The sequence below is a fragment of the Scopulibacillus daqui genome, assembly GCF_016908855.1.
GTDB lineage: Bacteria > Bacillota > Bacilli > Bacillales > Sporolactobacillaceae > Scopulibacillus_A > Scopulibacillus_A daqui.
The window spans coordinates 312,197-338,927 of sequence record NZ_JAFBER010000001.1; the positions used below are offsets into that span (position 1 = coordinate 312,197).

The 26,731-nt window shown below is 40.8% G+C and carries 27 protein-coding genes and 2 riboswitches; of the genes, 23 read left to right on the forward strand and 4 right to left on the reverse strand.

The window, feature by feature from the left end; all coding sequences use genetic code 11:
• Positions 1-8: 8 nt before the first annotated feature.
• Positions 9-866: an iron chelate uptake ABC transporter family permease subunit gene (locus JOD45_RS01590; RefSeq protein ID WP_205002087.1), complete on the forward strand. Its 858-nt coding sequence runs from the start codon at positions 9-11 to the stop codon at positions 864-866.
• A 66-nt stretch (positions 867-932) separates the two neighbouring features.
• Here the strand turns inward: JOD45_RS01590 and JOD45_RS01595 are convergent, their stop codons facing one another.
• Entirely contained in the window at positions 933-2,117 is a 1,185-nt protein-coding gene (locus JOD45_RS01595; RefSeq protein ID WP_205002088.1) for an MGDG synthase family glycosyltransferase, read from the reverse strand.
• Positions 2,118-2,395: 278 nt separating this feature from the next.
• Between JOD45_RS01595 and JOD45_RS01600 the strand changes: the two genes are divergently transcribed.
• On the forward strand, positions 2,396-3,265 hold the full coding sequence (locus tag JOD45_RS01600) for a lysozyme family protein (protein ID WP_205002089.1): 870 nt from the start codon (positions 2,396-2,398) through the stop codon (positions 3,263-3,265).
• 199 nt (positions 3,266-3,464) lie between these two features.
• On the opposite strand, the gene JOD45_RS01605 is transcribed toward JOD45_RS01600, so the two are convergent.
• Complete coding sequence (locus tag JOD45_RS01605; protein WP_205002090.1) at positions 3,465-4,751, reverse strand: MGDG synthase family glycosyltransferase; 1,287 nt, start codon at positions 4,749-4,751, stop codon at positions 3,465-3,467.
• A 264-nt stretch (positions 4,752-5,015) separates the two neighbouring features.
• Between JOD45_RS01605 and JOD45_RS01610 the strand changes: the two genes are divergently transcribed.
• From JOD45_RS01610 to JOD45_RS01625, 4 genes are read left to right on the forward strand one after another with little or no spacing between them, the layout of a single operon-like run.
• Positions 5,016-5,564 carry a sigma-70 family RNA polymerase sigma factor gene (locus JOD45_RS01610; protein WP_205002091.1) on the forward strand — a complete coding sequence of 183 codons (549 nt, stop codon included), beginning with the start codon at positions 5,016-5,018 and terminating at the stop codon, positions 5,562-5,564.
• A complete protein-coding gene (locus tag JOD45_RS01615; RefSeq protein WP_205002092.1) occupies positions 5,557-6,063 on the forward strand; it encodes an anti-sigma factor family protein in 507 nt (168 codons plus the stop codon). Before JOD45_RS01610 ends, JOD45_RS01615 begins: the two co-directional genes overlap by 8 nt.
• 4 nt (positions 6,064-6,067) lie before the next feature.
• A complete protein-coding gene (locus tag JOD45_RS01620) occupies positions 6,068-6,907 on the forward strand; it encodes a hypothetical protein (protein ID WP_205002093.1) in 840 nt (279 codons plus the stop codon).
• A 39-nt stretch (positions 6,908-6,946) separates the two neighbouring features.
• Positions 6,947-7,873 (forward strand): manganese-dependent inorganic pyrophosphatase, encoded by a 927-nt coding sequence (locus tag JOD45_RS01625; protein WP_205002094.1) that lies wholly within the window; start codon positions 6,947-6,949, stop codon positions 7,871-7,873.
• 97 nt (positions 7,874-7,970) lie between these two features.
• On the opposite strand, the gene JOD45_RS01630 is transcribed toward JOD45_RS01625, so the two are convergent.
• Positions 7,971-8,198, reverse strand: coding sequence for a hypothetical protein (locus JOD45_RS01630; protein WP_205002095.1), 228 nt, complete (start codon positions 8,196-8,198; stop codon positions 7,971-7,973).
• A gap of 48 nt (positions 8,199-8,246) precedes the next feature.
• A complete protein-coding gene (locus JOD45_RS01635) occupies positions 8,247-9,545 on the reverse strand; it encodes a VTT domain-containing protein (protein ID WP_205002096.1) in 1,299 nt (432 codons plus the stop codon).
• A 336-nt stretch (positions 9,546-9,881) separates the two neighbouring features.
• On the opposite strand from JOD45_RS01635, the gene JOD45_RS01640 reads away from it, so the two are divergent.
• The 17 genes from JOD45_RS01640 to JOD45_RS01715 all read left to right on the forward strand — a co-directional run bounded on the left by JOD45_RS01640 (position 9,882) and on the right by JOD45_RS01715 (position 26,700).
• Positions 9,882-10,598 (forward strand): VTT domain-containing protein, encoded by a 717-nt coding sequence (locus JOD45_RS01640; protein ID WP_205002097.1) that lies wholly within the window; start codon positions 9,882-9,884, stop codon positions 10,596-10,598.
• A gap of 101 nt (positions 10,599-10,699) precedes the next feature.
• A complete protein-coding gene (locus JOD45_RS01645; RefSeq protein WP_205002098.1) occupies positions 10,700-12,388 on the forward strand; it encodes a DUF6044 family protein in 1,689 nt (562 codons plus the stop codon).
• Positions 12,389-12,405: 17 nt separating this feature from the next.
• On the forward strand, positions 12,406-13,416 hold the full coding sequence (locus JOD45_RS01650) for a glycosyltransferase family 2 protein (protein WP_205002099.1): 1,011 nt from the start codon (positions 12,406-12,408) through the stop codon (positions 13,414-13,416).
• Positions 13,417-13,836, forward strand: coding sequence for a GtrA family protein (locus tag JOD45_RS01655; protein ID WP_205002100.1), 420 nt, complete (start codon positions 13,417-13,419; stop codon positions 13,834-13,836).
• Between the two features lie 21 nt (positions 13,837-13,857).
• A complete protein-coding gene (locus JOD45_RS01660; protein WP_205002101.1) occupies positions 13,858-14,496 on the forward strand; it encodes a DedA family protein in 639 nt (212 codons plus the stop codon).
• A 160-nt stretch (positions 14,497-14,656) separates the two neighbouring features.
• Positions 14,657-15,646: a nucleoside hydrolase gene (locus JOD45_RS01665; protein WP_205002192.1), complete on the forward strand. Its 990-nt coding sequence runs from the start codon at positions 14,657-14,659 to the stop codon at positions 15,644-15,646.
• Positions 15,647-15,708: 62 nt separating this feature from the next.
• Positions 15,709-16,890 (forward strand): NupC/NupG family nucleoside CNT transporter, encoded by a 1,182-nt coding sequence (locus JOD45_RS01670; protein WP_205002102.1) that lies wholly within the window; start codon positions 15,709-15,711, stop codon positions 16,888-16,890.
• 170 nt (positions 16,891-17,060) lie between these two features.
• Complete coding sequence (locus tag JOD45_RS01675) at positions 17,061-17,792, forward strand: GntR family transcriptional regulator (RefSeq protein ID WP_205002103.1); 732 nt, start codon at positions 17,061-17,063, stop codon at positions 17,790-17,792.
• 126 nt (positions 17,793-17,918) lie between these two features.
• Complete coding sequence (locus JOD45_RS01680) at positions 17,919-18,962, forward strand: SIS domain-containing protein (RefSeq protein WP_205002104.1); 1,044 nt, start codon at positions 17,919-17,921, stop codon at positions 18,960-18,962.
• A gap of 12 nt (positions 18,963-18,974) precedes the next feature.
• Positions 18,975-19,826: a class II fructose-bisphosphate aldolase gene (locus JOD45_RS01685; protein WP_205002105.1), complete on the forward strand. Its 852-nt coding sequence runs from the start codon at positions 18,975-18,977 to the stop codon at positions 19,824-19,826.
• Complete coding sequence (locus tag JOD45_RS01690) at positions 19,807-20,754, forward strand: 1-phosphofructokinase family hexose kinase (protein WP_205002106.1); 948 nt, start codon at positions 19,807-19,809, stop codon at positions 20,752-20,754. The genes JOD45_RS01685 and JOD45_RS01690 overlap by 20 nt, the downstream gene beginning before the upstream one ends.
• A gap of 29 nt (positions 20,755-20,783) precedes the next feature.
• Positions 20,784-21,737 (forward strand): ROK family protein, encoded by a 954-nt coding sequence (locus tag JOD45_RS01695; protein ID WP_205002107.1) that lies wholly within the window; start codon positions 20,784-20,786, stop codon positions 21,735-21,737.
• 33 nt (positions 21,738-21,770) lie between these two features.
• Positions 21,771-23,150: a sugar porter family MFS transporter gene (locus JOD45_RS01700; RefSeq protein ID WP_205002108.1), complete on the forward strand. Its 1,380-nt coding sequence runs from the start codon at positions 21,771-21,773 to the stop codon at positions 23,148-23,150.
• Between the two features lie 123 nt (positions 23,151-23,273).
• Positions 23,274-24,539, forward strand: coding sequence for a Gfo/Idh/MocA family protein (locus JOD45_RS01705; protein ID WP_205002109.1), 1,266 nt, complete (start codon positions 23,274-23,276; stop codon positions 24,537-24,539).
• A gap of 127 nt (positions 24,540-24,666) precedes the next feature.
• A riboswitch (glycine riboswitch) is annotated at positions 24,667-24,767 on the forward strand.
• Positions 24,768-24,863: riboswitch (glycine riboswitch) on the forward strand.
• Between the two features lie 141 nt (positions 24,864-25,004).
• On the forward strand, positions 25,005-26,255 hold the full coding sequence (glyA, locus tag JOD45_RS01710) for a serine hydroxymethyltransferase (protein WP_205002110.1): 1,251 nt from the start codon (positions 25,005-25,007) through the stop codon (positions 26,253-26,255).
• Between the two features lie 17 nt (positions 26,256-26,272).
• A complete protein-coding gene (locus JOD45_RS16715; protein WP_275583904.1) occupies positions 26,273-26,404 on the forward strand; it encodes a hypothetical protein in 132 nt (43 codons plus the stop codon).
• Positions 26,395-26,700, forward strand: a complete 306-nt coding sequence (locus tag JOD45_RS01715) for an iron-sulfur cluster biosynthesis family protein (protein WP_205002111.1) — start codon at positions 26,395-26,397, stop codon at positions 26,698-26,700. Before JOD45_RS16715 ends, JOD45_RS01715 begins: the two co-directional genes overlap by 10 nt.
• Positions 26,701-26,731 lie beyond the last annotated feature (31 nt).

Consider the following 26,731-nt stretch of genomic DNA (forward strand, 5'->3'; position numbering starts at 1 on the left):
GAAGTCAAGTGATTGAGTTCTTTCAAAATTTATCATTTATGAAAACAGCCTTTTTAGTAGGTATCTTAATAGGCGGGATAACCCCGCTGATCGGTGTTTTTATTTTTGCGAGAAGGCTGCCGCATATTAGTGAATCGCTCTCGCAAATGAATCTGGCAGGGGTTGCGATTGGTTCAACAATCGGTTCGGCTGTACCGTATTTAAGCGGCATTAATCCCCGGATTTATGGTGTCATATTTGCTCTTATCGGCGCTTTCCTTGTTGAATTATTAAGGAAGGTTTTCCGGGATTTTTCTGATATGAGCATTCCGATTATTTTAAGCTTCGGCACTGGTCTTGGCGCGCTTTTTTTCAGCATTCTGCACGGATTCAATGCCGATTTCTTTAATTACTTATTTGGCAGCCTGATTGCTGTCAACCAAAGCGATTTAAATAACACGCTCATCATCAGTTTTATCGTTGTGATTATTCTGTTAATCTTTTACAGGCCGCTGTTGTTAATTACTTTTGATGCCGAATATGCGCAAGTCACGGGTATTCGCAAAAAATGGATTGATGCCATTTTTATGGTGCTTATGGCGCTGACAATATCGGTATCTGTTCAGGCTGTGGGTGTGATGCTTGTAACCGGAATGATGACGCTGCCGATTGCCACGGCAATATTTATAGGAAAAAGCTTCAAATCAGTCATTTTCCTGTCCATTATTTTCGGAGAAGCAGCGGTATTAATAGGCTTGGTTTTATCTTATTATTTAAGCATCGCCACAGGCGGAGCGATTATTACTTTTTCATTGCTGTGTTTCTTGCTTGTTATTGGTGTGAAGCATATCTATCGTATGAGTATGAGACGGCATATACAAAAATAATGAAAACACCTCGGCTGTTTCCGGAACCGAGGTGTTTTCTATTGCTTTATTTGCCTTTATGTATGATTAAATGGATTCAAAGGAAAATAATTGCCGTATACGAAGTGCGGATTTATGAGACATGGCTTTTAGTATGACTTGAACGGCTAGACTTGCCGCATTGCGCTGCTGCTTTAAATCTTGGATGTTTCTTTGGATCATCGATATTAATTCCGGGTGAGTTAACAGTTGAATCATTTTCGCATATAGATCGTGTTCGTCTTTTGCCAGCAAGGCCGCTTTTCTGTCTATCACGAAATTGGTATTATCCTGCTCTTGTCCGCCAATTGATTTATACAGCAAAAGCGGCAAGTTCATAGCGATGGCTTCGGAAACGGTTAATCCGCCTGCTTTTGACACCATAAAATCGGAAACAGCCATCAATTCCTCTATGTAGTCAACATATCCGGTTATAACGAGATGGTGTTTAGAAGATTCCAATTGCTGTTTCATTCGCTGATATAGTCGATGGTTATGTCCGCATGTGATAATGAACTGTATTTTAAAAGGCATTCGCTCCATTAATTTCAAAGCTGGAATGATATCTTTTATAATACCGTATCCCCCTCCGCTAATTAAAACAGTAGGAAGATTTTCATCAAGTTGATGTTTTTTCTTCAAAGCCTGCTGATTAAAATGATTTGAAAATTTAGGATTAATAGGTATGCCAGTGACTTTAATCCGCTCTTTATCAATCCCTAATTTTTGCAGGCCTTGACTGACAACAGCTGATCCAACGAGATAAATATCGGTTGTTTTGTAAATCCAGTAACTGTGGACAGTATGGTCTGTAATGACTGTGACTGTAGGAATGTCAATCAATCCATATTCTTTAAGGGTTGCTATCATCCCTGCAGCAATGGGGCAAGTACAAACAATGATTTCAGGCTGTATATCTGAGATGATTTCAAACACATGATCTATTCCCAAGCGGTTAATGCCTTTAAGAAGCGTTCTTGAATCATTGGGGTAACGGGTTTTTTCATAAATGTAATTATAGATAGAAGGAAAGACTTTCACGCCTCGAAGAAAAAGATTCCGGCTGATAGATTCTAAAATGGGATGAACTTCTTTTGCCGGATCGATGATAGTCACATGAATATCTGTATATTTATGATTAAAAGCTTCTTTAATTGCCAAAGCAGCTTGCTTATGTCCTTCTCCGTAATGTCCTGCTAGTATCAGTATCTCGCTCTTTTCACTGTTAGACATAACATTCACTCCATTGAAAACGAATTCTCATATCATTTGCGGCACGTATATTCAGTCGATATTTTTAATGCTAGGGTATAACTTGTTAAATATCAAGTCTTTGAATAAATGTGAACGCCCTTTATGTTATTGATAAAAATGTTATAGAAGATTTTCTGCTTGCTGTTCTAATTGCTAGAGTTGGGACATAGTCTTCTAATATCCTATTATCAAACAAGGGTGATAAAATGATTAGGAGATTCTCATCCCAATATTTCTCAGTGCTGTATTTAAAAAAAATGATAGTCATAATGGCTGCTGCAATTGTATTTTCCTTTATGGGATTGAGCTTGTTAACGTCATCGCTCGTAAAAAGCCGTTTTGCTTCATTTTCGCTGCACCGATCGTTTAGTGATATGCCAATAGAGAAGCTCGTCTATATTTTCGGGGAAGAAAATCCGTATTTTGCTACAGACTTGCCCAATAGCCGCCATTTGCTTTCTCTATCGTCTGGCTTTCTCGAATTTTCGCCTCGTTTTAGTTTAGGCGATATTCGCAGTTTATTGGGCTATGAACTGCCAAATCTGACTTTATATGATACAAAAAATATAAAATTCCCTGAAGAATCGGCATCTGTCATTAAAGAAAAGAAAACCGCCGGCCGACATTTGAAAATATCAGATTCCGAACTGGAGAAGGTTGTACCGCTGTCTTTAAAAATACAAGACAATCAAAAAAATAATCTCACTGCAAGCACGATCCAATGGCGGCCGCTTGTCACAAAGTATGCCGAAGAGTACGGCGTTGAACATGAAGTCCCGATACTGCTTGCAATGATCCAGCAAGAAAGCGGCGGGCGGCTGGAAGATGTTATGCAGTCATCAGAAGCATACTGCGGTTATATCGGGTGTATTAAAGATCCGAAACTATCGATTAAAGTTGGTGTCAAAACGTTTGCCGAGCGTCTTAAGGAAGCGCATGGAAATATTAAGCTAGCTGTACAATCTTATAATTTTGGTCCGGGATTTATTCCGTATGCTGAGAAGAACGGCGGCTATTCTAATGAAGTAGCGGCAACATTCTCCCATATGATGGCCGAAAAAAACGGATGGAACAACTATGGAGATATCGACTATGTACAGCATGTACTCCGGTATGATCAAGGTTAAAAAATAGCAGCAAGTCCTTGATTCAGCTGAATTAAAGGAAATATCATTAAACCCAGGACAGTAACCGCCCTGGGTTTATCTATGGTCCTCAATTTTGTTATAAGGATAGAAAAAGGGCATTTAAGGCCTATATTTTATAATAGATAAACGGCAAGGAAAATCAGCATAACCAAGAGATGTTTTCCTGCAAAAAGCGTCGTCATAATAAATATTCCTCCGAATATAAGATTTTAGATGGTTTAGGCAAAGCATTTAATATGACTTGAGCGGCAAGAGATGCTGGATCCTTTCGGGTTTGTATGGCTTGGACATTATTCTGGATCGTTGAAATCAGATCCGGATTTGTCAGCATTTCGATGATTTTTATATATAAATCTTTATCATCGTTGGCCAGAAGCGCTGCTTTTCTATTCACTAAAAATTTTGTGTTATCCTTTTCTTGTCCCCCGATCGGCTTGTACAACAACATGGGAAGTGCCATCATAACAGCTTCAGAAACAGTTAATCCGCCGGCCTTTGTAATCATAATATCCGAAACAGCCATCAATTCTTCCATATAATCTACAAAACCGGTAACGAAGATATCATGCTTTGAATGCTCCATTTGTTGTTTAATGCGATGATAAAGACGGCGGTTGTGTCCGCAGGTGATAATCATCTGTATTTTGAAGGGGATTTTTTCTAAAACCTTCAATGTGGAAAGGATGCCTTTTAAAATGCCGCATCCTCCTCCGCTGATCAAAATCGTAGGCAGTGCATCTTTTAAACCGTATTTTTCTTTTAGGCTGCGGCGATTAAAATGATCGGAAAATTTAGGGTTAATAGGTATCCCTGTGACTTTAATATTTTCTCCGTTAATGCCTAGCTTTTTTAAACCTTGCCGGACACCTTCGGAGCCCGCAATATAAATATCGGTGTTTTGGTAGACCCAATAGCTGTGAACCGTATGATCTGTTATAACGGTCACTGTTGGAACATCTATTAAACCATATTCTTTAAGAGTTGACATAATCCCGGCCGCAATCGGGCATGTACTGACGATAACATCGGGGTCGATGTGTGACACCAATCCAAAAACGCGGTTAACCCCGATTCGATTTAAGCCTTTTAACATCATACCCGCATAATTGAGATAACGCGTTTTTTCGTAAAAATAATGATATAGGGAAGGAAATATTTTGACGCCGTTTATAAAAAAGCGCCGGCTGACCGAATCTAAGAAAGGATGCGTTTCTTTTGCCGGGTCGATAATTGTGACTTGGGCATTGGTGCGCTTATGATCAATCGCTTTTTTAATAGCTAAGGCAGCTTGCTTATGTCCTTCGCCGTAATGCCCTGTCAGTATAAGAATTTTATTTGGCATGTCTTTCACTCCAATGATTGCAATTTCTGTTGAAATAACCATTTTGAATGTCCAGTTCTCATTGAAAATGCATATATAGTCTTTTTTAGGAGGACAAACAAGACCGATATGGGCATCAAGCACCGGGCTTTGTTTTTGTACAGAAATGCCTGTTTCCCGGACTTTTTGAACATCCCCTCTTAAATAGACTGTGATTCGGCATTAAAAGTTTATACAAACCATTATTTTTTTGAATTCAAGAACCAGATTCTAAAGAATAAGGGCTATTTTTAAATATACTTTTTGTAGTATAAAATGTTATTGAACTTTTATCGTATGTTTTATGTCTATTTATTTAGAACCGGTTTGAGATTAGGAACTTGAATCGAAGACAGAGGATGAATACGTGTGGATCAGGAACTGTTCCAATTAATTCAGCAAGCTAAGCGGGGCAACCAAGACGCTTTTTCAGAATTAGTAAAAAAATATAAAGGACAGGTTTTCCGCCATGCATATGCGATGGTTAATGATCGGATGGAGGCTGAAGATATTGCGCAAGAAGCATTTGTAAAGGCTTATTTTTACTTGCCAAAGCTGGGAAAAGAGTATGCGTTTGTTTCATGGCTTACACGTATTGTGACGAATTTGTGCCATGATAGTTTGAAAAGGCAAAATAAAAAGAAGATGATTTTTCAAACAGAGAATGAAGCGCCTCATCAGCTGTCTAATCCAAAATCCGACATGGAACATACGCAGCTCAAGTTAACGATCAATGAGGCGTTGCAGAAATTATCTGAAGAGCAGCGAACAGCCCTTATTTTAAGAGATATGAGAGGATATTCATATAGTGAAATTGCCGATATATTAAATATCCCGCTCGGAACCGTTAAATCAAGAATAAATATAGCGCGGGCGAGTTTAAAGAGAGAAATGACAAGGGGTGATGAACATGCATGAATATATGGGAGAGCTTCTGTCGCCATATATTGATGATGAGCTTAATGGCGAAGAGCGAAGATTAGTTGAAGATCATATCAAAACATGCAAACAGTGCCAAGAAGAAGTTGAAGAACTCCGCTTTCTTAAGGCGCAAATGCAGTCTTTTTATCAAGGCATTGACATTCCCGATATCAGCTTCGAGGAAGCAGTCATAAGAAAAATTCAAACAATAGAGCAAGAACAGCAGGAAGTTTTCAGTTGGAAATTTTGGGCCGCTCTTGCTGTCGGGATGTGTGTCATTATCTCTGTTTTATTGACTTTATCTCCTTTCCTATATGCCTGCATAAGGGTTTTATATACTTTATTCAACGTCGGTGCGAGAATTGCCCATGCTGTCATGATCATAGCGTTAGATATGCCTTATTTGACAGGGGCGCTTATTATTACGACTTTAATTTTGATTATTATTTCAGGATGGTCCGTCAGCCGTCTGTTAGGTACGAAAACAACAGGGTGAAAAGGTGAGTGAAATGAAAATTTATCGTTATTTTATTGGTTTGTCCTTAATCGTGATCCTAGCCGCATTACTTATCCACCCTGCTTTTGCCGAAGACAAAGGCATCGTTAAAAGCAAAACGACAATCGTTCCGCAGCATCAAAAAGTTGAGCATGTGATTGTTTTTGGCAATGATGCGGAAATTAGCGGTTCCGTTCGAACGGCTGTCATCGTTATAAACGGCAATTTGGATATTAAACGCACCGCGAATGTACGCGGATTTATTCTCGTTGCGGGCGGACAAATTAAGCAGGAGCCCGGCGCTCATGTTACTGAAGACATCTTGTCATTAAATTTAAATAATCAAATGCAAAACAGCTTGATACTCGGTGCTGTACTATTATTTGGAAGCTGGCTGCTGAGATTGGCAGGGAGTGTTGTGCTCGTGCTGATAACGGTTATCGCCGGCACCTTGTTAAGAAAAAGGCTGAACCCTGCGGAAATTATAAACAAACAAGCCGGCCGGCTGATGGCCACAGGCGCCATTGCCAGTCTAGCCATTTTAGCCGTCATGCTGTTGTTAATGATGACAATTGTTGGCATTCCAATCGCTGTACTTCTTCTGTTTTTTATCATTATTTCATTAGTGCTTGGCATGGCTGTATTGAGTAAATGGATAACAGAACGAATTCAAGGAATGAGCGATAAACCCGATTGGGTATTATTTTTGACCGGTGCAGTTCTGATTGTGTCAACTTTTAATTTTCCTCTGATCGGGTTTGTGATTTTTCTTATCGTCATCTGGCTGTCATTAGGCTTTTCAATGAAGTGGATATTCGATAAAATAACAACTAGAAAAAAATAAAAAGAAATCACTCATTCAAAATTTCAAAGGAGACAAACGATGGAAAAAGTACTTGTTTTTGGACACAAAAACCCTGATACAGATACCATTTGTTCTGCCATTGCTTATGCGGAACTCAAAAATCAATTGGGCTGGAATACAGAAGCTGTTCGTCTAGGAGAAATCAATGAAGAAACGCGATTTGTATTAAAGCATTTCAATATGGACATGCCCCGCTTAGTGGAAGCTGTTGGAGATGAAGTGGACCGTGTCATTTTGGTCGATCATAATGAACGTCAGCAAAGCGCCAATGACATTGACAAAGTGCAAGTGCTTGAGGTCATCGACCATCACCGCATTTCTAATTTTGAAACTAAAGGCCCTTTATATTACCGGGCTGAACCGGTAGGCTGCACAGCGACAATTTTAAATAAATTGTATAAAGAAAACGGTGTAGCCATTCGAAAAGAAATAGCTGGTTTAATGCTTTCGGCCATCATTTCTGATTCACTCTTGTTCAAATCGCCGACATGCACGCAAGAAGATATTGACGCAGCGCACGAATTGGCCAAAATTGCTGAAGTAGACCCTGAAAGCTATGGGCTGGAAATGTTAAAGGCTGGAGCTGATTTGCGGGATAAATCAGTTGAACAGCTCATTACTCTTGACGCTAAAGAGTTTCAAATGGGAAGCCATAAGGTAGAAATTGCACAAGTCAATGCGGTCGACACTAACGAAGTGATTAACCGTCAAGAGGCGTTAGAATCGGCAATCACACATATCATTGACGAAAAGAATCTAGACTTATTTTTATTCGTTGTAACTGATATCTTAAATAATGATTCAATCGCTGTAGCGTTTGGCAAGGAAGCCGCTGCAGTCGAAAAAGCTTTTAATGTTTCATTAGAAAATAATCAAGCCGTTTTAAAAGGTGTTGTTTCACGGAAAAAACAAATCGTGCCTCATTTAACCCGCGTTTTGGCTTAATAGGCTGTATATCAGACACCTGGCACACAAAGTGCCAGGTGTCTTTTGTATGATAAAAGCTCTGCTTGCAGGACAGCAGAGCTTAGATAATAATGGTCTAGAAAAACCACCAACGAACAATCATTGCGACAATGCCAATGCCGATTGCCCACCACCCCAGAGCAATAGACTTGCCGAACATCGCAACAATGCCTAAGATTATCGCGATAATGCCAAGCCAAATGGGGGCGATAAAAAAAGCAATGATGCCCGCAACGATTCCAATCCAGCCTACCCATACTGACCAATTATATTGATTTTGTTTATGTTCTATTGCTTCAGCCATTTATTTCACCTCCTTCTCTTTATCATTCGCATTTTTCCTTAAAATACTCTAACCTCTAAGCTGATGGAATCTTCGTGAAAAGCGAAAAAGTTCCATGACCAGAACATTAAGGCTTAACCATACGCCGCCGAAAGCATAACCGGCAGCGACATCGCTTGGATACTGGATTTTAAAGTATACGCGGCTTAATCCGATAAGGATCAATACGATAACTATTGCGGTCAATGCAAACGTATGAAGCCATGCCCGCTTCGCATGCCGAACCAGCATAAAGGCCGCCAAGCCGTACAGGACAAAGCCTGTCAATGTCTGTTCACTAGGAAACGGATAAAGGATTTTATGGGTTAAATTCTGGTGGACCGGGTGCAAATAATGAAATAAACGTCTGATGCATGTTTCGTAAATTTCTCCGCCAATAACAATGATAAATAGAAAGCTTACTTCAATCATTCGCTCTTTGCCTTTAATTAAAATCCACAAAAGAGTGAATATAATAAGAATGCTGAGCACCTTAACTGACGTCAGCAACAGAAATTGATGCATCACAGGCTCCCAATGTTCATTAAACATTAATGAAACCAGTGTTATCGCAATCGTGTCAAATTGCTTGAATTCATTATTCAAATAATTTTCAGTAAGGCTGCCGATGAGACAGATAAAACCTATGAGTAAAATCATTGTTCCGGCAATCAGAAACCGGAGCCGGCGCAGGGAGCGAAATCGCTTTACGCCTTTGCCCAGAAAGGACATGATCAATTCTTTAATCTGTATTTTATAAAATCTAAGCATATAGAATAAAGCCAAGATCATAATGATGATCAGACTGCCTATTAAAAAGTATTTTTTTATTGAATGGTGAAACTGCTGCCATTGGGGCCCCAACAATTTACCCAGGGAGATAAAAGAACTCGTCCATAGAAAAGCGCCGATATAGGCATACAGCGCATAGCTTCGAAAAGAAATGCGAGTGATGCCTGAAAAGTAGCCTGTAAAGTGGCGAATGCCAGGGATAAAGCAGGCAATGACTAAAAACTTGTTCCCAAAATGAATAAACCAGCGGGACATTTTTTCTAACTTCTCCGGCCCCATGTGAATCCGATGCCCGTATTTATTGAAAAAAGGCGCTAATTTATAACCTATCAAATAAGAAAGCGTTATGCCGGTGCAGCTCCCCAGACATGCCAATGCTATACATAACATCCAATTTAATTTTCCCTGATAGGCAAGCACGCCGGCGTAGCCCATTGCGAATTCGCCGGGCAATGGGAGAGCAAGCAGTTCTAACATAGGGGATAAAAATAATACGATATAACCATAATGTTCAATCCAAGCTGTTATGAACGGCATTTTATAACTCCTTGACTCACTCAATTTAAAAACAACTTTATCAGAAGGCGCCCAATTCAAACAACCGCAAAGGTATTGAAGCGGTGAGAGGTTCAAAAAAATCATTTTTATTCTTTCCAATATAAAAGGAAGGTAACAGACTTTTAGGGCTGATCTATCAACACTTTTTAGCATTCGGCCATTGGATGCGTGATTTTTTTCTTAAATCATATGAACTTTTGTTTAGATTAACTCGTCATTTAACATGTAATGCTTTTTTATGATTAATGAAGATTGAAACAAGAGCTTTTAAAGATAAACAAGGCGAACGGTTCAACCAAGAAGGAGGGACAACCCGTGAATGTAGTCATTCATTATATGGATCAATATGGATACATGGTTCTTTTTATATCGTTAATGCTGGAATTGCTGGCGCTGCCGTTGCCGACTGAAGTTCTAATGAGTTATTCTGGCGTCCTTATTTCCGAAGGGCATTTAAATTGGATAATGACAATTATAGCGGCAGGACTTGGCAGTTGTGCCGGTATGACATTTTCTTATTGGATCGGTTATAAACTGGGTACACCGTTTTTTGAAAAATATGGAGATCGTATTCATATTGGTTCTCAACGGCTGGAAAAAATGTCAAATTGGTTCAGAAGATCTGGGAACAAAGTGATCATTATTGCTTACTTTATTCCAGGTGTCAGACATTTCACAGGTTATTTCTCCGGAATAACTAAAATTCCATTTCGCACCTATGCAACCTATGCTTATATTGGGGCATTTATATGGACTGGAGCATTCATATCCATTGGGAAAATCATAGGGCCAAGCTGGGATATGTATTATAATTCTGCGAAAAAGTATCTGTTGATCATTTGTGCCGTTGCGGCGGCTGCTGCAATTTTATTCCTTCTCTACCGAAAATATAGGGAAAGCATCATTTCAGGCGTGTTATCGTTATTTAACAAGCTGATCAATATCTTTCAGAAACGGGGTCGGGCAGGGATGTATATTACAGTCTGTCTTGCGATTAAATTAGCTTACAAGCTGAAAAGACTGTTTTTTTAATAAGAAAGTTGATTAAAGGTTTGAGGACCATTAGATCACTGCCTCAAACTTTTAGTCAATAAAATCTGCTAAATTTTCGAAAATCAAGTCAGGAGTTGAAGATGAAGAATTATGTGTTGAGGTTAAATAAAGAAACGCAATATATCCTGTCTGCTGTGCTTATTCTTATCATTTATCTTTCGCCGCTCTATATTTTGGGAGAAGATGCACATATAAGAATTCACGATAATCTTGATTCTAATATCGCTTGGTATAAAGTGCTGGCGAGAAGCGGCGAGATTTTTGGAAATGTGAATGCAGCCATACCGCAGATCATCAATGGATTGCCGCGTAACGCTTTTGATTCGCAATTCAGCGGTATTGTTTGGCTATATGCATTATTTCCTACAATGACGGCGTATGCTTTAAGTCAAACGATAACAAGAGTATTTGCTTTTATCGGGATGTATTTATTGCTGAAAACTTATTTTGTCAAAGAAGAAGAACTGTCTTTTATTCGTGTCGGCGTATCATTGGCTTTTGCCTTAACGCCTTTTTGGCCGTCGGGCATGTTAAGCACCTTAGGCATGCCCCTCGCATTATGGGCTTTTCTCAATATTAGAGCCAGACGCTCGACATGGAAGGACTGGCTTGTACTGACGTTATTGCCTTTATATTCAAGTTTTGTTCTCGGTTTTTTCTTTTTTCTAGCAGCAATGGGTTTCTTTTGGCTCCGTGATTTATTTGTTAAAAGAAAATGGCAATGGCGTTTCCTATTCAGTATCGCTTATATGACAGCACTGTATCTTTTGATTGATTATCGATTGGTCTATTCGCTTTTAATTCCGCAGCCGCCAACGAACCGCAATGAATTTTTGGAGTCAACCAACGGATTTTGGGATACGATACGTTTGGCCTTTAAAAATTTTTTGTTTGGCCACACCCATGTGATGACGCTGCATACCTATTTTATTCTGCCTGTATTATGTCTTGTTCTATGCTTGATTATTAAAGAAAAATCGTGGAAACAAGAAAAATATTTTATCTGCCTCATGGCGCTGAACTTTCTTTTATCTGTCTGGTATGCTTTCTGGTTTTATAAAGGCTGGCAGCCGATTAAAGCAAAATTTCCACTTTTAGATACCTTTAATTTTTCTAGATTTCACTTCTTGCATCCTTTGGTGATTTATCTTTCTTTTGCGTTAGCGTGCCGCTTTCTTTGGTATAGGCGGAAAGGATGGAAAAAGGCTGCGATGATTTTTCTATCGCTTCAGTTGATTTTGCTGTTCTGTTATAACGAGGAAATTCGTTATAGGGCCGCGGGTTATCCATCTGTCAAACAATTTTACTCAACGCACTTATTTGAAACAATCGATCATTATATTGGAAAACCAAAAAGTTCTTATCGTGTAGCCAGCATCGGGCTTCATCCAGCCATTGCCCAATATAACGGTTTCTATACGATTGATACTTATAATAACTTTTACCCGCTTTCGTATAAGCATCAGTTCCGAAAAGTGATTGCCAAGGAATTAGATAAAAACCGTACATTGAAAGACTACTTTGATCATTGGGGCGGCAGATGCTATATCTTTACAGCCGAATTAGGAAATAATGAGATGTTTAAAAAGGGTTCTGCCAAGAAAATTTATCATTTGCAGTTAGATATGCACGCCTTTAAGAAATTAGGCGGCAGGTATATTTTTTCGGCTGTTCCGATTGTAAATGCGGGACAAGATGGCCTTCAGTTTATGAAGTCTTTTACCGATTCTCAGTCGGCTTGGAAAATTTATCTTTATAAAGTGAAATAAATATTGAGGTGATGAATATGAAACACCCCATATTAACCATTGTCGTGCCTTGCTTTAATGAGGAAGAAGTTTTCAAAGAAACGGCCAAACAGCTGACTTCCGTCTTAGAAAATTTACAAGAGCAAACATTTATAGATGCTAAAAGTAAAATCCTTTTTGTTGATGACGGCAGCACTGACGAGACTTGGCCTTTAATAGAAGAAGAAAGTAAAATAAACCGTTATGTCACGGGGATAAAGCTTTCCCGCAACGTAGGGCACCAAAATGCTCTTTTGGCAGGACTTGAAAAAGCAAAGAATATGTCTGATTGCGTGATTTCTATCGATGCGGATCTGCAAGATGATATTTCGGTTATCAAAGATTTTATGATTAAGTTTCATGAAGGCTATGACATTGTTTATGGTGTTCGCAAAAGCCGTGAGACAGATACTTTTTTTAAAAGGGCATCGGCAAGAGGTTTCTACCGATTGATGCGTAAAATAGGCATCAACCTTATTCCGGATCATGCTGATTTTCGGCTAATGTCGAAGCGGGCGCTTGAGGAATTAAGCCATTATAAGGAAACCAACCTCTTTCTGCGCGGAGTCATTCCTCTTATTGGCTTTAAGTCTGCTAAAGTCATGTATGATCGGAAAGAACGGTTTGCGGGAACATCTAAATATCCTTTAAAGAAAATGCTGTCATTTGCTTTTGACGGGATTACATCATTCAGTGTCGCACCGATCAGATTGGTCACTTTGATAGGCGCTTTCTCGTTTTTGTTAAGCTTATGCGCCGCCGGCTATGCCTTCATTCAAGAGCTGCTCGGGCATACAGAGTCGGGATGGACGTCATTGATGATATCAATTTGGCTGATTGGCGGCCTGCAGCTGATGGGAATAGGGCTGATCGGCGAATATATAGGAAAGATTTTCAATGAAACAAAAAGACGGCCCAAATATACTGTAGAAACAGATTTATTGCCATACAAACACAACGTTCATTCACCCCAGCATCATGGCATTTTTTCGGGAGAAAGCGGTGATTAAGTGAATCGGTCCTTTTTGCGCTTTTTGCTGGTTGGGGCATGCAACACTATCATTGGGCTCTCAATCATGTTTTTATGCCTTCACGGATTCGGTTTTTCTTACCTGATGGCAGCGGCTTGCGGGAATAGCATTGGGGCTGTCGTTAGTTATATTCTTAATCGAACTTATACTTTTAAGAGCGAAAAATCTGTGGCTAAAAGCAGTTTGGCGTTTATTCTAGTTGTTGGATTTTGCTATATTTTTTCTTATCATTTAAGCATGGTTGTCAGTTCTTGGGCATCAAGGATTTTTCGAGCGTTTCCAAGAGATGACGCAGCCGCATTATTAGGGGCGGTATTATACACGGCCACTAATTACTTTGGTCAAAAGTGCTTTGTGTTCCGAAATCATAGCCAAAAAAATAGAGGTTTACATAGTTAAAAAGGAAAGGACAAAAATAATATGCTGCATCAAATGATAGAATGGCTAAGAATAATAGCGACAGGATTAATAACGACATTTGGTCATTGGGGAATTTTTATCGGGATGGCTATTGAAAGTGCCTGTATACCGCTCCCAAGTGAAGTCATTTTACTTTTTGGAGGATTTTTAGCCGCACAGGGAAAATTGACTTTTGGGCTTGTGGTATTGGCAGGCGTTTTAGGAAATGTAGCTGGATCAGTCCTAACTTTCTGGATTGGGAAAAAGGGCGGCCGGTCTCTTCTAGAGAAATACGGCCGATATGTACTGATCAATCAGAGACACTTAGATATCGCTGACCAGTGGTTTTCAAAATACGGAGATTGGGCAGCCTTTTTTGGGAGAATGTTACCGGTTATCCGGACTTTTATCTCGTTGCCTGCAGGCATTGCCCAAATGAATGTAAAGCGGTTTTTAACTTTTACATTGTTAGGCTGCATCCCATGGAATATAATCATCACTTTCCTTGGCTGGAAGCTGGGGCAGCATTGGGAAGCGGCGCAGCAGTATCTTAAACCGCTCAGTTATATTGCTGTTTTGTTAGTTGCTGTTTTTCTAGCGCGATTAGTATACAAAATGGTTCGCAAAAAGCAGGTCGAACTATCAAGCAAGGACAATTAGAATCAATAAACACTTTTATTCTCTCAACTCTAAGTTGGGAGTTTTTTCTTTTTAAATCCAGAATTTAAAAATATGTCGAATTTTAAATGAAAATGTCATATTTATATGGATAAAAGGACAAAGTTACATTATAGTAGACCTTGGTGACATTGTTTTGAAAATGGCCGCCGGGAGATTGATCTTAGCATTTTTGAAGGAGAGGGGTTTTTTGACAAAAAAAGTATATTTTAATCACGATGGCGGGGTTGATGATCTCGTATCACTATTAATGTTAACGCAGATGGAAGACATTAGGGTTATTGGTGTTTCTGTCATTCCTGCTGATTGTTATTTGGTTCCGGCCGTATCAGCAAGCAGAAAAATAATCGACCGGTTTGGAAAATATCAGATTGAAGTAGCGAAATCCGATTCCCGCGGGAAAAATCCGTTTCCGGCTGATTGGCGGATGCATGCATGGTATGTTGATGCGCTTCCTATTTTAAATGAAACAAAAGACGTTCGAACGCCGTTAGCAGTGAAACCGGCCCATTTACATATGATTGATAAGATAAGAGAAAATGAAGACAAAACAACGCTTTTATTTACTGGTCCGTTGACTGATTTGGCTCGTGCTTTGGACGAGGCTCCTGACATTGAAGAAAAAATTGATAAGCTTGTGTGGATGGGAGGCACTTTCTTAAAAGAAGGAAATGTGCATGAGCCGGAGCATGATGGAACGGCGGAATGGAATGCCTTTTGGGATCCGGAAGCTGTTGCTCGCGTATGGGAAAGCAGTATTAAAGTCGACATGGTTGCTTTGGAAAGCACAAATCAAGTCCCGCTTACGAATGAAGTGCGCGGCCGCTGGGCGTCTCTGCGCAAATATCCGGCTATCGATTTTATCGGACAATGTTATGCAATGGTGCCGCCGCTTGTCTACTTTGTGACGAATTCGACCTATTTTCTATGGGATGTACTGACAACAGCCTCCATTGGCATGCCGGAATTAGTCAAGAAAAAAACAGTGAACAGCATGGTTCATACGGACGGCCCGAGCCAAGGACGGACGGAAGAGGATGAAAGCGGCCGTCCGGCGCAGCTCGTATATGATGTATGCGCGGAACAGTTTTTTGACTACATGATTGACTTATTAAAAAAAACTGATCAGTAAATAATGATAATATTAGACATCCGAAAGAAGCCAATACAGCCTATTTACTAGGAGGACCGTTAATGAAAATACTAATATTTATAGTGGGCTTAATCGTTGTTTATTTGCTCGCGCTTCTCGTAAGCAGCGATCGAAAAAAGATTAAATACCGGCCCATTATTGTCATGATCATTATTGAATTAATTTTAAGCTATATATTTTTAAGTACAAAATTCGGCGAAGCCATAGCTAAAGGATTATCCGATTTCTTTGCTAGTTTATTAGCAACCGCGGGAGCAGGGATTAACTTTGTATTCGGCGGGTTGGCAAACAAAGGAGAAGCACCGTTTTTCTTAACCGTTTTGCTGCCAATTATTTTTGTTGCCATTATCATTGGGATTTTGCAGTATTTTAAAATCTTGCCGCTGGTCATCAGAGGCATTGGCTGGCTATTAAGCAAAGTCAATGGCTTAGGGAAACTAGAGTCGTATAACGCTGTAGCGGCAGCCATCGTTGGCCAAGGCGAGGTATTTATCACGGTAAAGGATCAATTAAGCCAACTGCCGAAAAAGCGGTTATATACACTTTGCGCCTCATCAATGTCGACAGTCTCTATGTCAATTGTCGGCTCATACATGAAAATGATTGAACCGAAATACGTTGTTACGGCGATTGTTCTTAACCTATTCAGCGGCTTTATTATCATTCATATCATTAATCCATATACTGTAAGCCAAGAGGAAGATATTCTAGAAATCAATGAAGCGAAAAAGGAATCATTCTTTGAAATGTTAACTGAGTATATATTACTCGGATTTAAGATGGCGGTTATTATTGCAGCCATGCTCATCGGCTTTGTAGCCTTAATGGCGGCAATCAATAATATTTTTACGTATTTCTTTCATATCTCATTCCAGCAAATTTTAGGTTATATCTTTTCACCGCTTGCATTCATTATGGGGGTACCGGCACACGAAGCCGTACAAGCCGGCAATATTATGGCCACAAAGGTTGTAACGAACGAATTTGTTGCTATGATTGATCTGACGCATATTCAACAGCATTTATCTTCGCGCACTGTCGGCATTATTTCCGTATTCCTTGTTTCATTTGCTAACTTCTCATCTATCGGCAATATTGCAGGTGCCACAAAAGGCATCAGCGATAAACAAGGCAATGTCGTTGCGTCCTTTGGTTTGAGATTGCTGTACGGCGCGACATTAGTCAGCGTTTTGTCAGCAGTCATTGTCAGCGTTGTGTTGTAAATAGAGCTCAATGAACCATAAGATTAACGTCTTATGGTTTTTTTATATTTGCGGTTCTCCATTTATCAGAATATCTTGACATCTCTTTGTTTCCGGCCTAGGATTATTGATATATTATTGAGACAAAAAACGCTATAAAGAAATTAAATGTGGCAGAGGAGAAAAATTTTATGAAGAAAGAGTTAGATCATACAAGCGTTATTCCGTTATATCATCAGCTTAAAGAAATTTTAAGGGAAAATATTGAATCAAGCCAATGGCGGCCGGGAGAATTGATTCCTTCAGAAAATCAGCTGCAAAAAGAATATAAGATCAGCCGCAATACAGTAAAAAAAGCGCTTGACGACCTTGTCGCCGAAGGGCTGCTGCACAGAATTCAAGGCAAAGGCACCTTTGTGGCAAAGCCAAAGTTAGATCAATCATTATCAAGTTTTTACAGCTTTAGTAAGGTTATGGAAGCCAAAGGTTTAGAACCTAAAGATATCATTATCAGCATTAATACAACTGAAGCGGATCCAAATATTTCCGAACACTTAAATTTGCCGGAGGGTGCGTCTGTTATTACTTTAGAAAGGCTAAGATGCGCTAGAGAGGAACCCATCATTTTAGAAACCTCTTATATTCCGCAAAACATTATTCCTGAGTTAGATAAAGAAAAAATACAAAAGTATTCGCTTTACGAGTATATGCAAAAGGAATACGGTGTGATTGTCACCAATGCAAAAGAAATGTTCGAACCGGTTCTGATAAGGGAATATGAAAGTCAATATTTACAAGTAAAGCCAGGGTATCCCGCACTTTTATTAGATCGGATAGGCTATGACACCGACCGTAGACCTGTGGAATTTTGCCGCTCGATCGTCAGGGGAGATCGGTGCCGGTTTTACACGGAATTGTTATAAAATGGGGGAATTTCCTTATATGTTTTCTAACATTCAACTTGACCCAACAACCCAATAAGTGTTATATTCTAATTGTAATTTTAGGATAATTACAAATGATAAAACATTTTAAAAAGGAGCACGCCTATGACAGTTTCAGAAACAATCACATATAAGGAGATAAAAAGCCAACCGGAAATTTGGAAGAAGGTCATTAGCCAATGTCCTGAAAGGGTCGAACGATTTGTCAATCAACTTCAACAGGAAAATGCCGACGAAATCTTTTTTATCGGCTGCGGGACTTCTTATTACCTTGCCCAAGCCTTAGCTTTTGTTTATTCTCAAAAACTAAAAATGAGAGCGTTTGCATTGCCGGCTTCAGAAATTTTATTTCATGAAAACGCTTATTTGCATGGGCCTTCCAAAAAGCTTTTTCATTTGATTTCAAGGTCTGGAGAAACGAGTGAAATGGTTGCGGCCGCTAAAAAACTAAAAGCAAAGGGATATCCTGTATCAGCGGTGACTTGCCGTGCATCAAGTTCTATGGCTCAAATGAGTGATATAACCATAGCTGTTAATGAGGCCGATGAAGAAAGTATTGTCATGACGCGGTCATTTACTTCAATGTTTATCACAATGGTCTATGCTGCAGAACAGCTGGCGGGCGCCGTAACTATTGACCGCCAGATTGCCGAAACGGCTGCACATACGATTGAACGCTGCGAAGAAAAAATAAGCGCGTTCATTCAAAATAATCCGATTGAAACATTTGTCTTTTTGGGAAGCGGAATGCTGTATGGTTTCGCAAATGAAGCGATGTTGAAAATGAAAGAAATGACCCTTTCCAATTCGGAAGCCTTTCATCCATTCGAATATCGGCATGGTCCAAAATCGCTTGTTTCTAAAGATGTGTTCGTCACATTATTTGCTTCACATGAAGCCTGTCATGAAGAATTGCAATTAATGAAGGAAATAAAAGAACTTCACGGCAAAGCGATGGTCATTGCAGCAAGCGGCAACAATCGTACTAATCTTCATGCAGAACTTGATTTTGAAGTGAGTCATTTGACAAATGAACAGGCGGGTCTGATTGGCTTAGTCATCGTCCAATTAATGGGCTGCTATCTTGCCGAACAAAAGGGGCTTAATATTGACAGCCCGCGGAATCTTACGCAAGTCGTTAAGCTGTAAGGAGGAAATGCCATGCCATTAGCAACGTTAAACGATGTTTTAACAGAATTAAAAGATAAGCCGGCAGCAATCGGTGCATTTAATGCTCATTATTTGGACATTATTCCGCACCTGATCAAAGCGGCTGAATCGCAACAGGCGCCGTTAATTATGCAAATTACAGAAGCTACGCTTCAAAACAGCGGTATAGACAATGTGATAAGCCTATCTATGCGGCTTATAGAAAAGTCTTCTATACCTATAGTGATTCATTATGATCATGGCAAAGACATAGACCGTGTTAAAGCCTGTATAGATGCCGGGTTTAGTTCAGTCATGTATGACGGCTCCAAATTGCCTTATGAAGAAAATGTTAAGCGCACAAAAGAAATTGTTGCCTATGCAAGGCCTAAAGGAGTGTCTGTTGAAGCAGAAATAGGTCATGTCGGCACGGTGTCGGGAGAAGGAGGCGATGCTTTCTATACCCATCCAGACAACGCAAGTGAATTTGCCCGGATCACAAACGTAGACGCATTGGCTGTTTCTATCGGTACTCAGCATGGCTTGTACAAGGATACTCCAAAACTTGATATTGAACGCTTGAAATCTATCCATAGAAAAGTAGACGTCCCGCTTGTTTTACATGGTGCCTCCGGTGTCCCTGATGAAGACATAAAAAAAGTGACCGCTTATGGCATTTGCAAGATTAATATCGCAAGTGAATTAAAAGCGCCTTGGGCACAAGCGATTAGAGATTTCCAAAAAGAAAACCCTGATGAATATGATCCAAGAAAAATTCTTGAACCGGCACACAAAGCTTATGTCAAAGCGGTAAAAGAAAAAATGTCTCTTCTAGGGTGGAATCATGCCGCTGTTAACCATTAATTTAAATCCTGCTGTCGATACGGTCTGCCGTGTTAAATCATTTAATACCCATCATGTTAATCGGGCTTATGAAGTAGTCAAGACAGCAGGCGGCAAAGGCAATAATGTCGCAAGAATTGCAAGAAGTGCTGGTGAAGAAGTTTATAGCCTATGCTTTCTGGGCGGCGCGAGCGGTGCGTGGATAGCTAAACAATTGACAGAGTCAGGCATTTATCCAGTAAGCGTAGAAGTTGGCGAGGATACAAGAACTTGTATCGCCGTAGTTGATGAAAGGGATAACAGTGTGACAGAGCTGTTGGAACCGGGACCTGTCATTTCACAAGAACAGCAAAACCGTTTACTTGACAAATTATTAGACTTGCTGCGCTCGAAAACGTTTGATTGCATAACCTTATCGGGAAGCTTGCCGAAAGGGTTAACGAATGAATGGCTGGATCAGTTATTTGCTGAATTATGTTCGCATGATATTCCTTTTATCGTTGATACGAGTGACAGCCGAGTATTAGATCTTCTGCATCATAAGCCGACTGTCATTAAACCGAATGTTCAAGAATTGGAAAGTTGGATGGGAACTGCAATAAGAGAAGAAAACGATATGATTCAAGCCGGGTATGATTTATGCCGCAAAGGCGCCAAAGCGGCGGTTGTATCTAGGGGAGAGAAGGGTCTCTTAGCCATCCGGAAAGAGTGTATTTATAAGGTCAGTGTTCCCAAAGTTAACCCGGTCTCAACAGTAGGAGCCGGTGATGCACTTGTAGCTGGGCTAGCTTTAGGATTTATCAACCAGCTCCCATGGCCCGAGATATTACGGAAGTCAGCCGGATTCGGAACTGCCGCAACATTAAGCTATACAACCGGAAGGATAGACAGCGGCTCGCTGCCATCATTAGTCAATCAAGTGACAATTAAAAAAATACAGCCAGTCTAAAGACAAGGCTAACTAAGGAGGTGATGTTCGTGCCTTATGCTTTAGGCGTTGATATCGGAGGGACCAAAATTGCAGCTGGAATAGTCGACGAAACAGGCAAATGCTGTTTTAGAACCCAGCGTCCCAGCATACCGTGGGACCGAGAAAAAATGTTTCGCCAAGTCGTCCAATGCATCAGCGATATCGTCAGCCAATCGGGCTGTCCGATCGAAGAATTTGAAGGCATCGGCATTGGCGTTCCCGGCAAAGTAGACATTGAAAAGGGCATAGCGCTTTTTCAAAATAACTTGGAATGGACCGATTTTCCGTTAAAGGAACGCATTTTAGCAGAATTTCCTATAAAAAAGGCAGTGATCGACAACGACGTTTATATGGCAGCTTTCGCTGAATGGGTGAAGAGAGGGCAAGAGCGCGAAACAACTTTTGTTTACTTAACGATAAGCACCGGTATTTCCTGCTGTACGATTCATAACGGTGCGTTCATTCGCGGCGGTGCGAGATTCGCTGGAGAAATCGGCATGCTGCCAATGGCAAAAAACGCGCTAACCGGGGGCTGTGAAGATCGTTTGGAAGCAATAGCCTCCGGACCGGCGATTGAAAGATTAGCGGCCGAAAAAGTGCTGTCTTCCAATAAAAACAAACATTTTTTAAGTTCTTCTGTAAGCGCTGTCAGAAAAAACTGCAAGGAAATCTTGATGGCATACAGAAATCAAGAGCCGCATGCTATGGAAGTTATGAGTAGAGTGACGGACAGCCTCGCCAATGGCATTTATGCTGTAGCCTGTATTCTTGACCCCGACAGACTTGTCCTGGGAGGGGGCGTAATCAATCACAATCCTGATTTAATTGGCGCTGTTAAAGCCGCGTTAAGATCATATCTCACCTCTGGGCAGGAGGGTTTTATTGATCGTATTTGTCTGAGTATTTTGAAAGGTGATGCAGGGGTGATTGGCGCAGGATTAAGGTGCCACGCGCATTTTTGATTAAATTGGAAAAGGTAAAAGGGGGAATGACGCTTGGGCTTACAAACAACCGCTCGGGCAGAAAAGCATTATTCGCCAAAGTTCGGCAGCATCGTCGCCGTTATGGCTGCAACTGTCGGTGTCATATATGGATACGATAATGGCTCGATCAGCGGCGCCTTGCCGTTTCTGACCAAGCAATATCATTTAACGCCGGCTCTGCAGGGTGCGGTCACATCAACAGCAGTTTTGGGCAGTATTATTGGCGCTGTTTTCGGCGGAAGGATTGCGGATACGATTGGCCGCAAGAAAATGATGTTATTGATCGCATTAGGCTTTACTGTCTTTGCGTTATTCAGTGCTGTTCCAGTCGGGATATGGTGGCTTTTGCCCGTTCGTTTTTGTATAGGATTATGCATTGGTGCATCCGTGGTTGCGGCTCCCCTATTTATTGCTGAGTTTGCCCCGGCAAAAATACGGGGTTCCCTTCTAGTCAGCTACCAGATAGCCCAGACTATCGGTATTATCGCAGCCAATTTTATCGATTTCGGATTTTCTTTTTCAGGAAATTGGGAATTAATGCTTGGCATTTCGTGTATTCCAGCATTTCTTGTTACATTAGCTCTTATCCCGTTTCCCGATACACCGCGCTGGTATTTAATGAAAGGAAGAAGAGAGAAAGGCATAGAAACGCTGCAAAAAATTGAACCGCCTGATAATGTTGCATCTGAACTTGCGAAGATTGATGAGGAATTAAAAATGAATGAAGGACGGTTTCGGGAAATTTTTCAAAAACGCTTTTTAAAGGCAGCGATTTTCGTCATTGTGTTCGGATTTCTTGTACAAATTACTGGCATTAATGCGATCGTCTATTACGCGCCTATCATTTTTAAAACCATCGGACTTGCAACCTCAACATCTATTCTATCAGCAGCTATTATACAAGTATCATCACTTCTGGCAGAACTCATCTCATTTTTTTTAGTAGATCGCTGGGGGAGGCGTCCAACGCTCTTGACTGGGATTGGAGCGATGGTTATGTCAAGTCTTGTAATGGCGGTTTTATTTTTTGCAGGCCATTTCGATGGGGCAGGCATATACTTAGCTTTCTTAAGCGTGCTTGTTTTCAATATGGGATTTAATTTTGGCATGGGTTCCCTCGTATGGATTTATGCATCCGAATGTTTTCCGGCGCGTTTGCGGGCTGCAGGGGCATCGGCTTTATTGACAGCCGACCTCATTGCCAACTTCGTTGTTGCGCAAGTGTTCATCAGCGCGCTTCATGCCTTTGGCGGCGGCTGGACGTTCTTTGTGTTTATGATTCTATCTTTGGCTGCCTGGTTCTTCATATTTATCCTTGCACCTGAAACAAAAGGACGGTCGCTTGAAGAAATTCATAACTATTGGGACAATGGCGGCAGTTGGAATAAATAGAGATTAAACTTCATGAAAGCACGCATTCTTTCAATGGGATTGTGTGCTTATTAAAATAGAAAGAGGTATGAGGCAAGTTAAAGGAAAATAGATGATATAACTTTGATATAGGGAGGTCTGCAAATGAAAAAACTCACAGCCGCATTAATAGGTGCCGGCGATAGAGGCGCGCATGCTTATGGGCCGTATGCTGTCAGCTATCCAAATGAATTGCAGTTCGTTGCTGTATGTGATCCTAACGAAGAGAGAAGCTTCAGGTTCGCGCAAACCCACCGAATAGCTAAGGAACGGATCTACAGCTCGTGGGAAGATATTTTTGAACAGCCAAAATTAGCGGATATAATGGTGATCTGCACCTTGGACCGATTGCATTTTGAACCGGCCATTCGCGCTTTGGCGAAAGGATATCATGTCCTTCTTGAAAAGCCGATGTCCCCTGTTCCAGAAGAATGTATGAAAATGGCGAAAGCGGCGGAAGAGCATAACCGGTTATTGACCGTTTGTCATGTACTCAGATATACACCGTACTGGTCGGCAATGAAGAGAGTCATTAATGAGGGGAAAATTGGTGGCATTATTTCCATTCAACTCAATGAAAATGTCGGTTATTTACATATGGCTCATAGCTTTGTCCGGGGAAATTGGAATCGTTCCGATGTTACCAGTCCGATGATTTTGCAAAAGTCATGTCACGATATGGATATTTTATCGTGGTTGATTGGCGAACCGTGTTTGCGGGTCAGCTCGTTCGGGTCTTTAAATCATTTTCGGAAGGAAAACGCGCCGAAGGGATCAGCGGCTTATTGTTTGGACGGCTGTGAGGTTTATCATGAATGTCCATTCTATGCACCGGGATTTTATTTGGATGAAGGCCGCAATTGGGCAAGGAAAATAACCGAAGACACCTCCCGTGAAGGTATTATTGAAGCGTTAAAGACAGGGCCATATGGAAAATGTGTCTATCAATCTGATAATAATGTCGTTGATCATCAAGTCGTTAATTTAGAATTTAAAGGCGGTGCGACTGCGGCATTTAGTTTGTGCGGATTAACTCATAATATCAGTCGAAACATACAAGTGATGGGTACGAAAGGTGAAATTCGCGGTGATATGGAAACAAATTGTTTTATGGTATATGACTTTTTAACGAAAGAAGAAAATGAAGTCCATGTTCATGCACCGCAATCTGGGCACGGCGGCGGAGATACGGCACTGATAAGAAGTTTTCTTCATGAAGTGCGCCATTTTCAAGGTCATCAAGGTCTTACGTCGGCCCGTACATCAGTGGAAAGTCATTTGATGGCTTTTGCGGCTGAAAAATCAAGATTAGATAATGGCAAACCGGTGAATTTGCTTGAATATAAGGACCAGCTTTTACAAAGCTTGTAAGGGAAAACAGTTAAAAGCAAAGAGGAATTTTCGGAATATCGAATACCGCTATTTAAATTTTGGGAATAGCTTGACATTTTAAATGTTAACAATTATGCTAAACGTAACAATGACTTAATATGAGCGGATGACGGTTGTGGGAGAGTGCATTGAGTAAGCCGCCGAAGGAGCAAGTTCCAAAAAGACCCTTGGAACCAATCTCTCAGGCAGACGAACCGCAGCGGGACGCATCTCTGGAGAGCGCGTATGCGAAATACGCCACCAAAGGGGAACTCTATCAATCATAGAGTTAAACTCTCAGGTACAAAGGACAGAGAAGGGTAGAGAAAGCTGCACTGCCTTTTTCTGTCCTTTTTTATGCATATAAAGGCAGTGGAGCGTCTTGACTTTCAGAGTCGAGGAAAGTCTGCGTCGATTATCGGGAATATTCTAATGACTATCAAAAAAATACGAGGAGGCGTAAAAATGAGTTTAAAACAAAATGATTCAATCATTTATGAAGCCATCGAAAAGGAGAATCATCGCCAGCATCAAACCTTGGAGCTCATTGCATCGGAAAACATTGTCAGCCAGGATGTATTAGAAGCAATGGGCAGCGTGCTGACCAATAAATATGCGGAAGGCTATCCGGGAAAGCGCTACTATGGCGGATGCGAATTTGTTGATATCGCAGAACAGGCAGCTATTGAACGTCTAATTCAGCTCTTTGATGCCAAATATGCCAGTGTTCAACCTCATTCAGGCGCTCAAGCCAATCTCGCCGTTTTTTATGCGCTGCTTCAGCCGGGGGATAAAGTGATGGGAATGAATCTTTCACATGGCGGCCATTTAACTCATGGAAGTCCTGTCAGCATTTCTGGAAAATGGTTTGAAATTGTCTCTTACGGGGTTCGCAAAGATACGCAATTGATTGACTACGATGAACTGGAAAGCATTGCGAGAAAGGAAAAGCCGAAATTAATAATCGCAGGTACAAGCGCATATCCAAGAACGATTGATTTTAAAAGGTTTAAAGACATTGCCGATCAAGTCGGCGCTAAATTGATGGTCGATATGGCGCATATTGCCGGACTTGTCGCAGCAGGTCTTCATCCATCACCGGTGCCTTACGCTGATGCAGTTACCAGTACAACACATAAAACTTTGCGCGGACCGCGCGGCGGCTTTATTTTAACTAACGATGAGGCATTGATTAAGAAAATAAATAAAGCGGTGTTTCCGGGGATTCAAGGCGGGCCCCTTATGCATGTTATTGCCGCAAAGGCAGTTGCCTTTCGCGAAGCCCTGCAGCCGAGCTTTAAGGTCTATGCCAAACAAATTATTGAAAATGCAGCAACGCTTGGCGAAACATTAAAAAATGAAGGCGCGTCCCTTGTCTCAGGCGGAACGGATAATCATATTGTTCTTTTAGATTTGCGCCCTTGGCATTTAACCGGGAAAGAGGCAGAAAAATTATTAGAAGCAGCCGGCATAACAGTTAATAAAAATACGATTCCGTATGATCCTGAAAAGCCGTTTGTGACGAGCGGTATCCGCATGGGAACAGCTGCTTTAACGACACGGGGCATGAAGCAGGATGACATGGTGAAGATCGGGCAAGTCATTGCGAATGTCTTAAAAAACAAAGGAGATGAGGATGTTCTCAGTCAAGCAAAAGCAACAACAAAAGCCATTTGTGATGCTTATCCATTATTTCAACAGCCGGCGCATGTATAAGAAGGCGCATTAGCCCGGTGCACGAAAGTTATTTTGGCATAGCCGGTTCAATAAAGCTCTTCAACAGCGGAGAGGGCGTCGGCAGACAAGTTGAAATAAAGGTGTATGGCAAAAATGCCTTGAAAGAAGGTGGGATTCAATGGTTATAAAGCTGACGGAATCAGCATTGAACAAGCTCAAAGAACAAATCATGACAGAAAAACAACTTCCGCGGATTGACGCCGATGTTAGAGGCGGATGCGGATTATCCGTGAACTTTACGCTTGTCTTTGATGAACCGCGCCGAAACGATGAAATAATTAAATTTGATGGCATTCAAATTCGCATCGATCGATTTACTAAACGTTATTTGGACGAAGAAACACAAATTGATTATAGCCATGAACACGGCTTTTTCACAGGAGAAAGTTTTGCATCAAGCGCGTGTGCCATTGAAATTGATTAACTGAAAGTATAGGCAGCGCTTTGTTAAACCA

Coding starts and splice junctions, on each gene's coding strand:
- JOD45_RS01645 (WP_205002098.1), top strand. CDS start 10,700: ATGAAGAATTATGTGTTGAGGTTAAATAAAGAAACGCAATATATCCTG.
- JOD45_RS01625 (WP_205002094.1), top strand. CDS start 6,947: ATGGAAAAAGTACTTGTTTTTGGACACAAAAACCCTGATACAGATACC.
- JOD45_RS01630 (WP_205002095.1), bottom strand. CDS start 8,198: ATGGCTGAAGCAATAGAACATAAACAAAATCAATATAATTGGTCAGTA.
- JOD45_RS01705 (WP_205002109.1), top strand. CDS start 23,274: ATGAAAAAACTCACAGCCGCATTAATAGGTGCCGGCGATAGAGGCGCG.
- JOD45_RS01670 (WP_205002102.1), top strand. CDS start 15,709: ATGAAAATACTAATATTTATAGTGGGCTTAATCGTTGTTTATTTGCTC.
- JOD45_RS01680 (WP_205002104.1), top strand. CDS start 17,919: ATGACAGTTTCAGAAACAATCACATATAAGGAGATAAAAAGCCAACCG.
- JOD45_RS01685 (WP_205002105.1), top strand. CDS start 18,975: ATGCCATTAGCAACGTTAAACGATGTTTTAACAGAATTAAAAGATAAG.
- JOD45_RS01675 (WP_205002103.1), top strand. CDS start 17,061: ATGAAGAAAGAGTTAGATCATACAAGCGTTATTCCGTTATATCATCAG.
- glyA (WP_205002110.1), top strand. CDS start 25,005: ATGAGTTTAAAACAAAATGATTCAATCATTTATGAAGCCATCGAAAAG.
- JOD45_RS01650 (WP_205002099.1), top strand. CDS start 12,406: ATGAAACACCCCATATTAACCATTGTCGTGCCTTGCTTTAATGAGGAA.
- JOD45_RS01665 (WP_205002192.1), top strand. CDS start 14,657: ATGGCCGCCGGGAGATTGATCTTAGCATTTTTGAAGGAGAGGGGTTTT.
- JOD45_RS01600 (WP_205002089.1), top strand. CDS start 2,396: ATGATAGTCATAATGGCTGCTGCAATTGTATTTTCCTTTATGGGATTG.
- JOD45_RS01660 (WP_205002101.1), top strand. CDS start 13,858: ATGCTGCATCAAATGATAGAATGGCTAAGAATAATAGCGACAGGATTA.
- JOD45_RS01615 (WP_205002092.1), top strand. CDS start 5,557: ATGCATGAATATATGGGAGAGCTTCTGTCGCCATATATTGATGATGAG.
- JOD45_RS01595 (WP_205002088.1), bottom strand. CDS start 2,117: ATGTCTAACAGTGAAAAGAGCGAGATACTGATACTAGCAGGACATTAC.
- JOD45_RS01715 (WP_205002111.1), top strand. CDS start 26,395: ATGGTTATAAAGCTGACGGAATCAGCATTGAACAAGCTCAAAGAACAA.
- JOD45_RS01690 (WP_205002106.1), top strand. CDS start 19,807: ATGCCGCTGTTAACCATTAATTTAAATCCTGCTGTCGATACGGTCTGC.
- JOD45_RS01635 (WP_205002096.1), bottom strand. CDS start 9,545: ATGCCGTTCATAACAGCTTGGATTGAACATTATGGTTATATCGTATTA.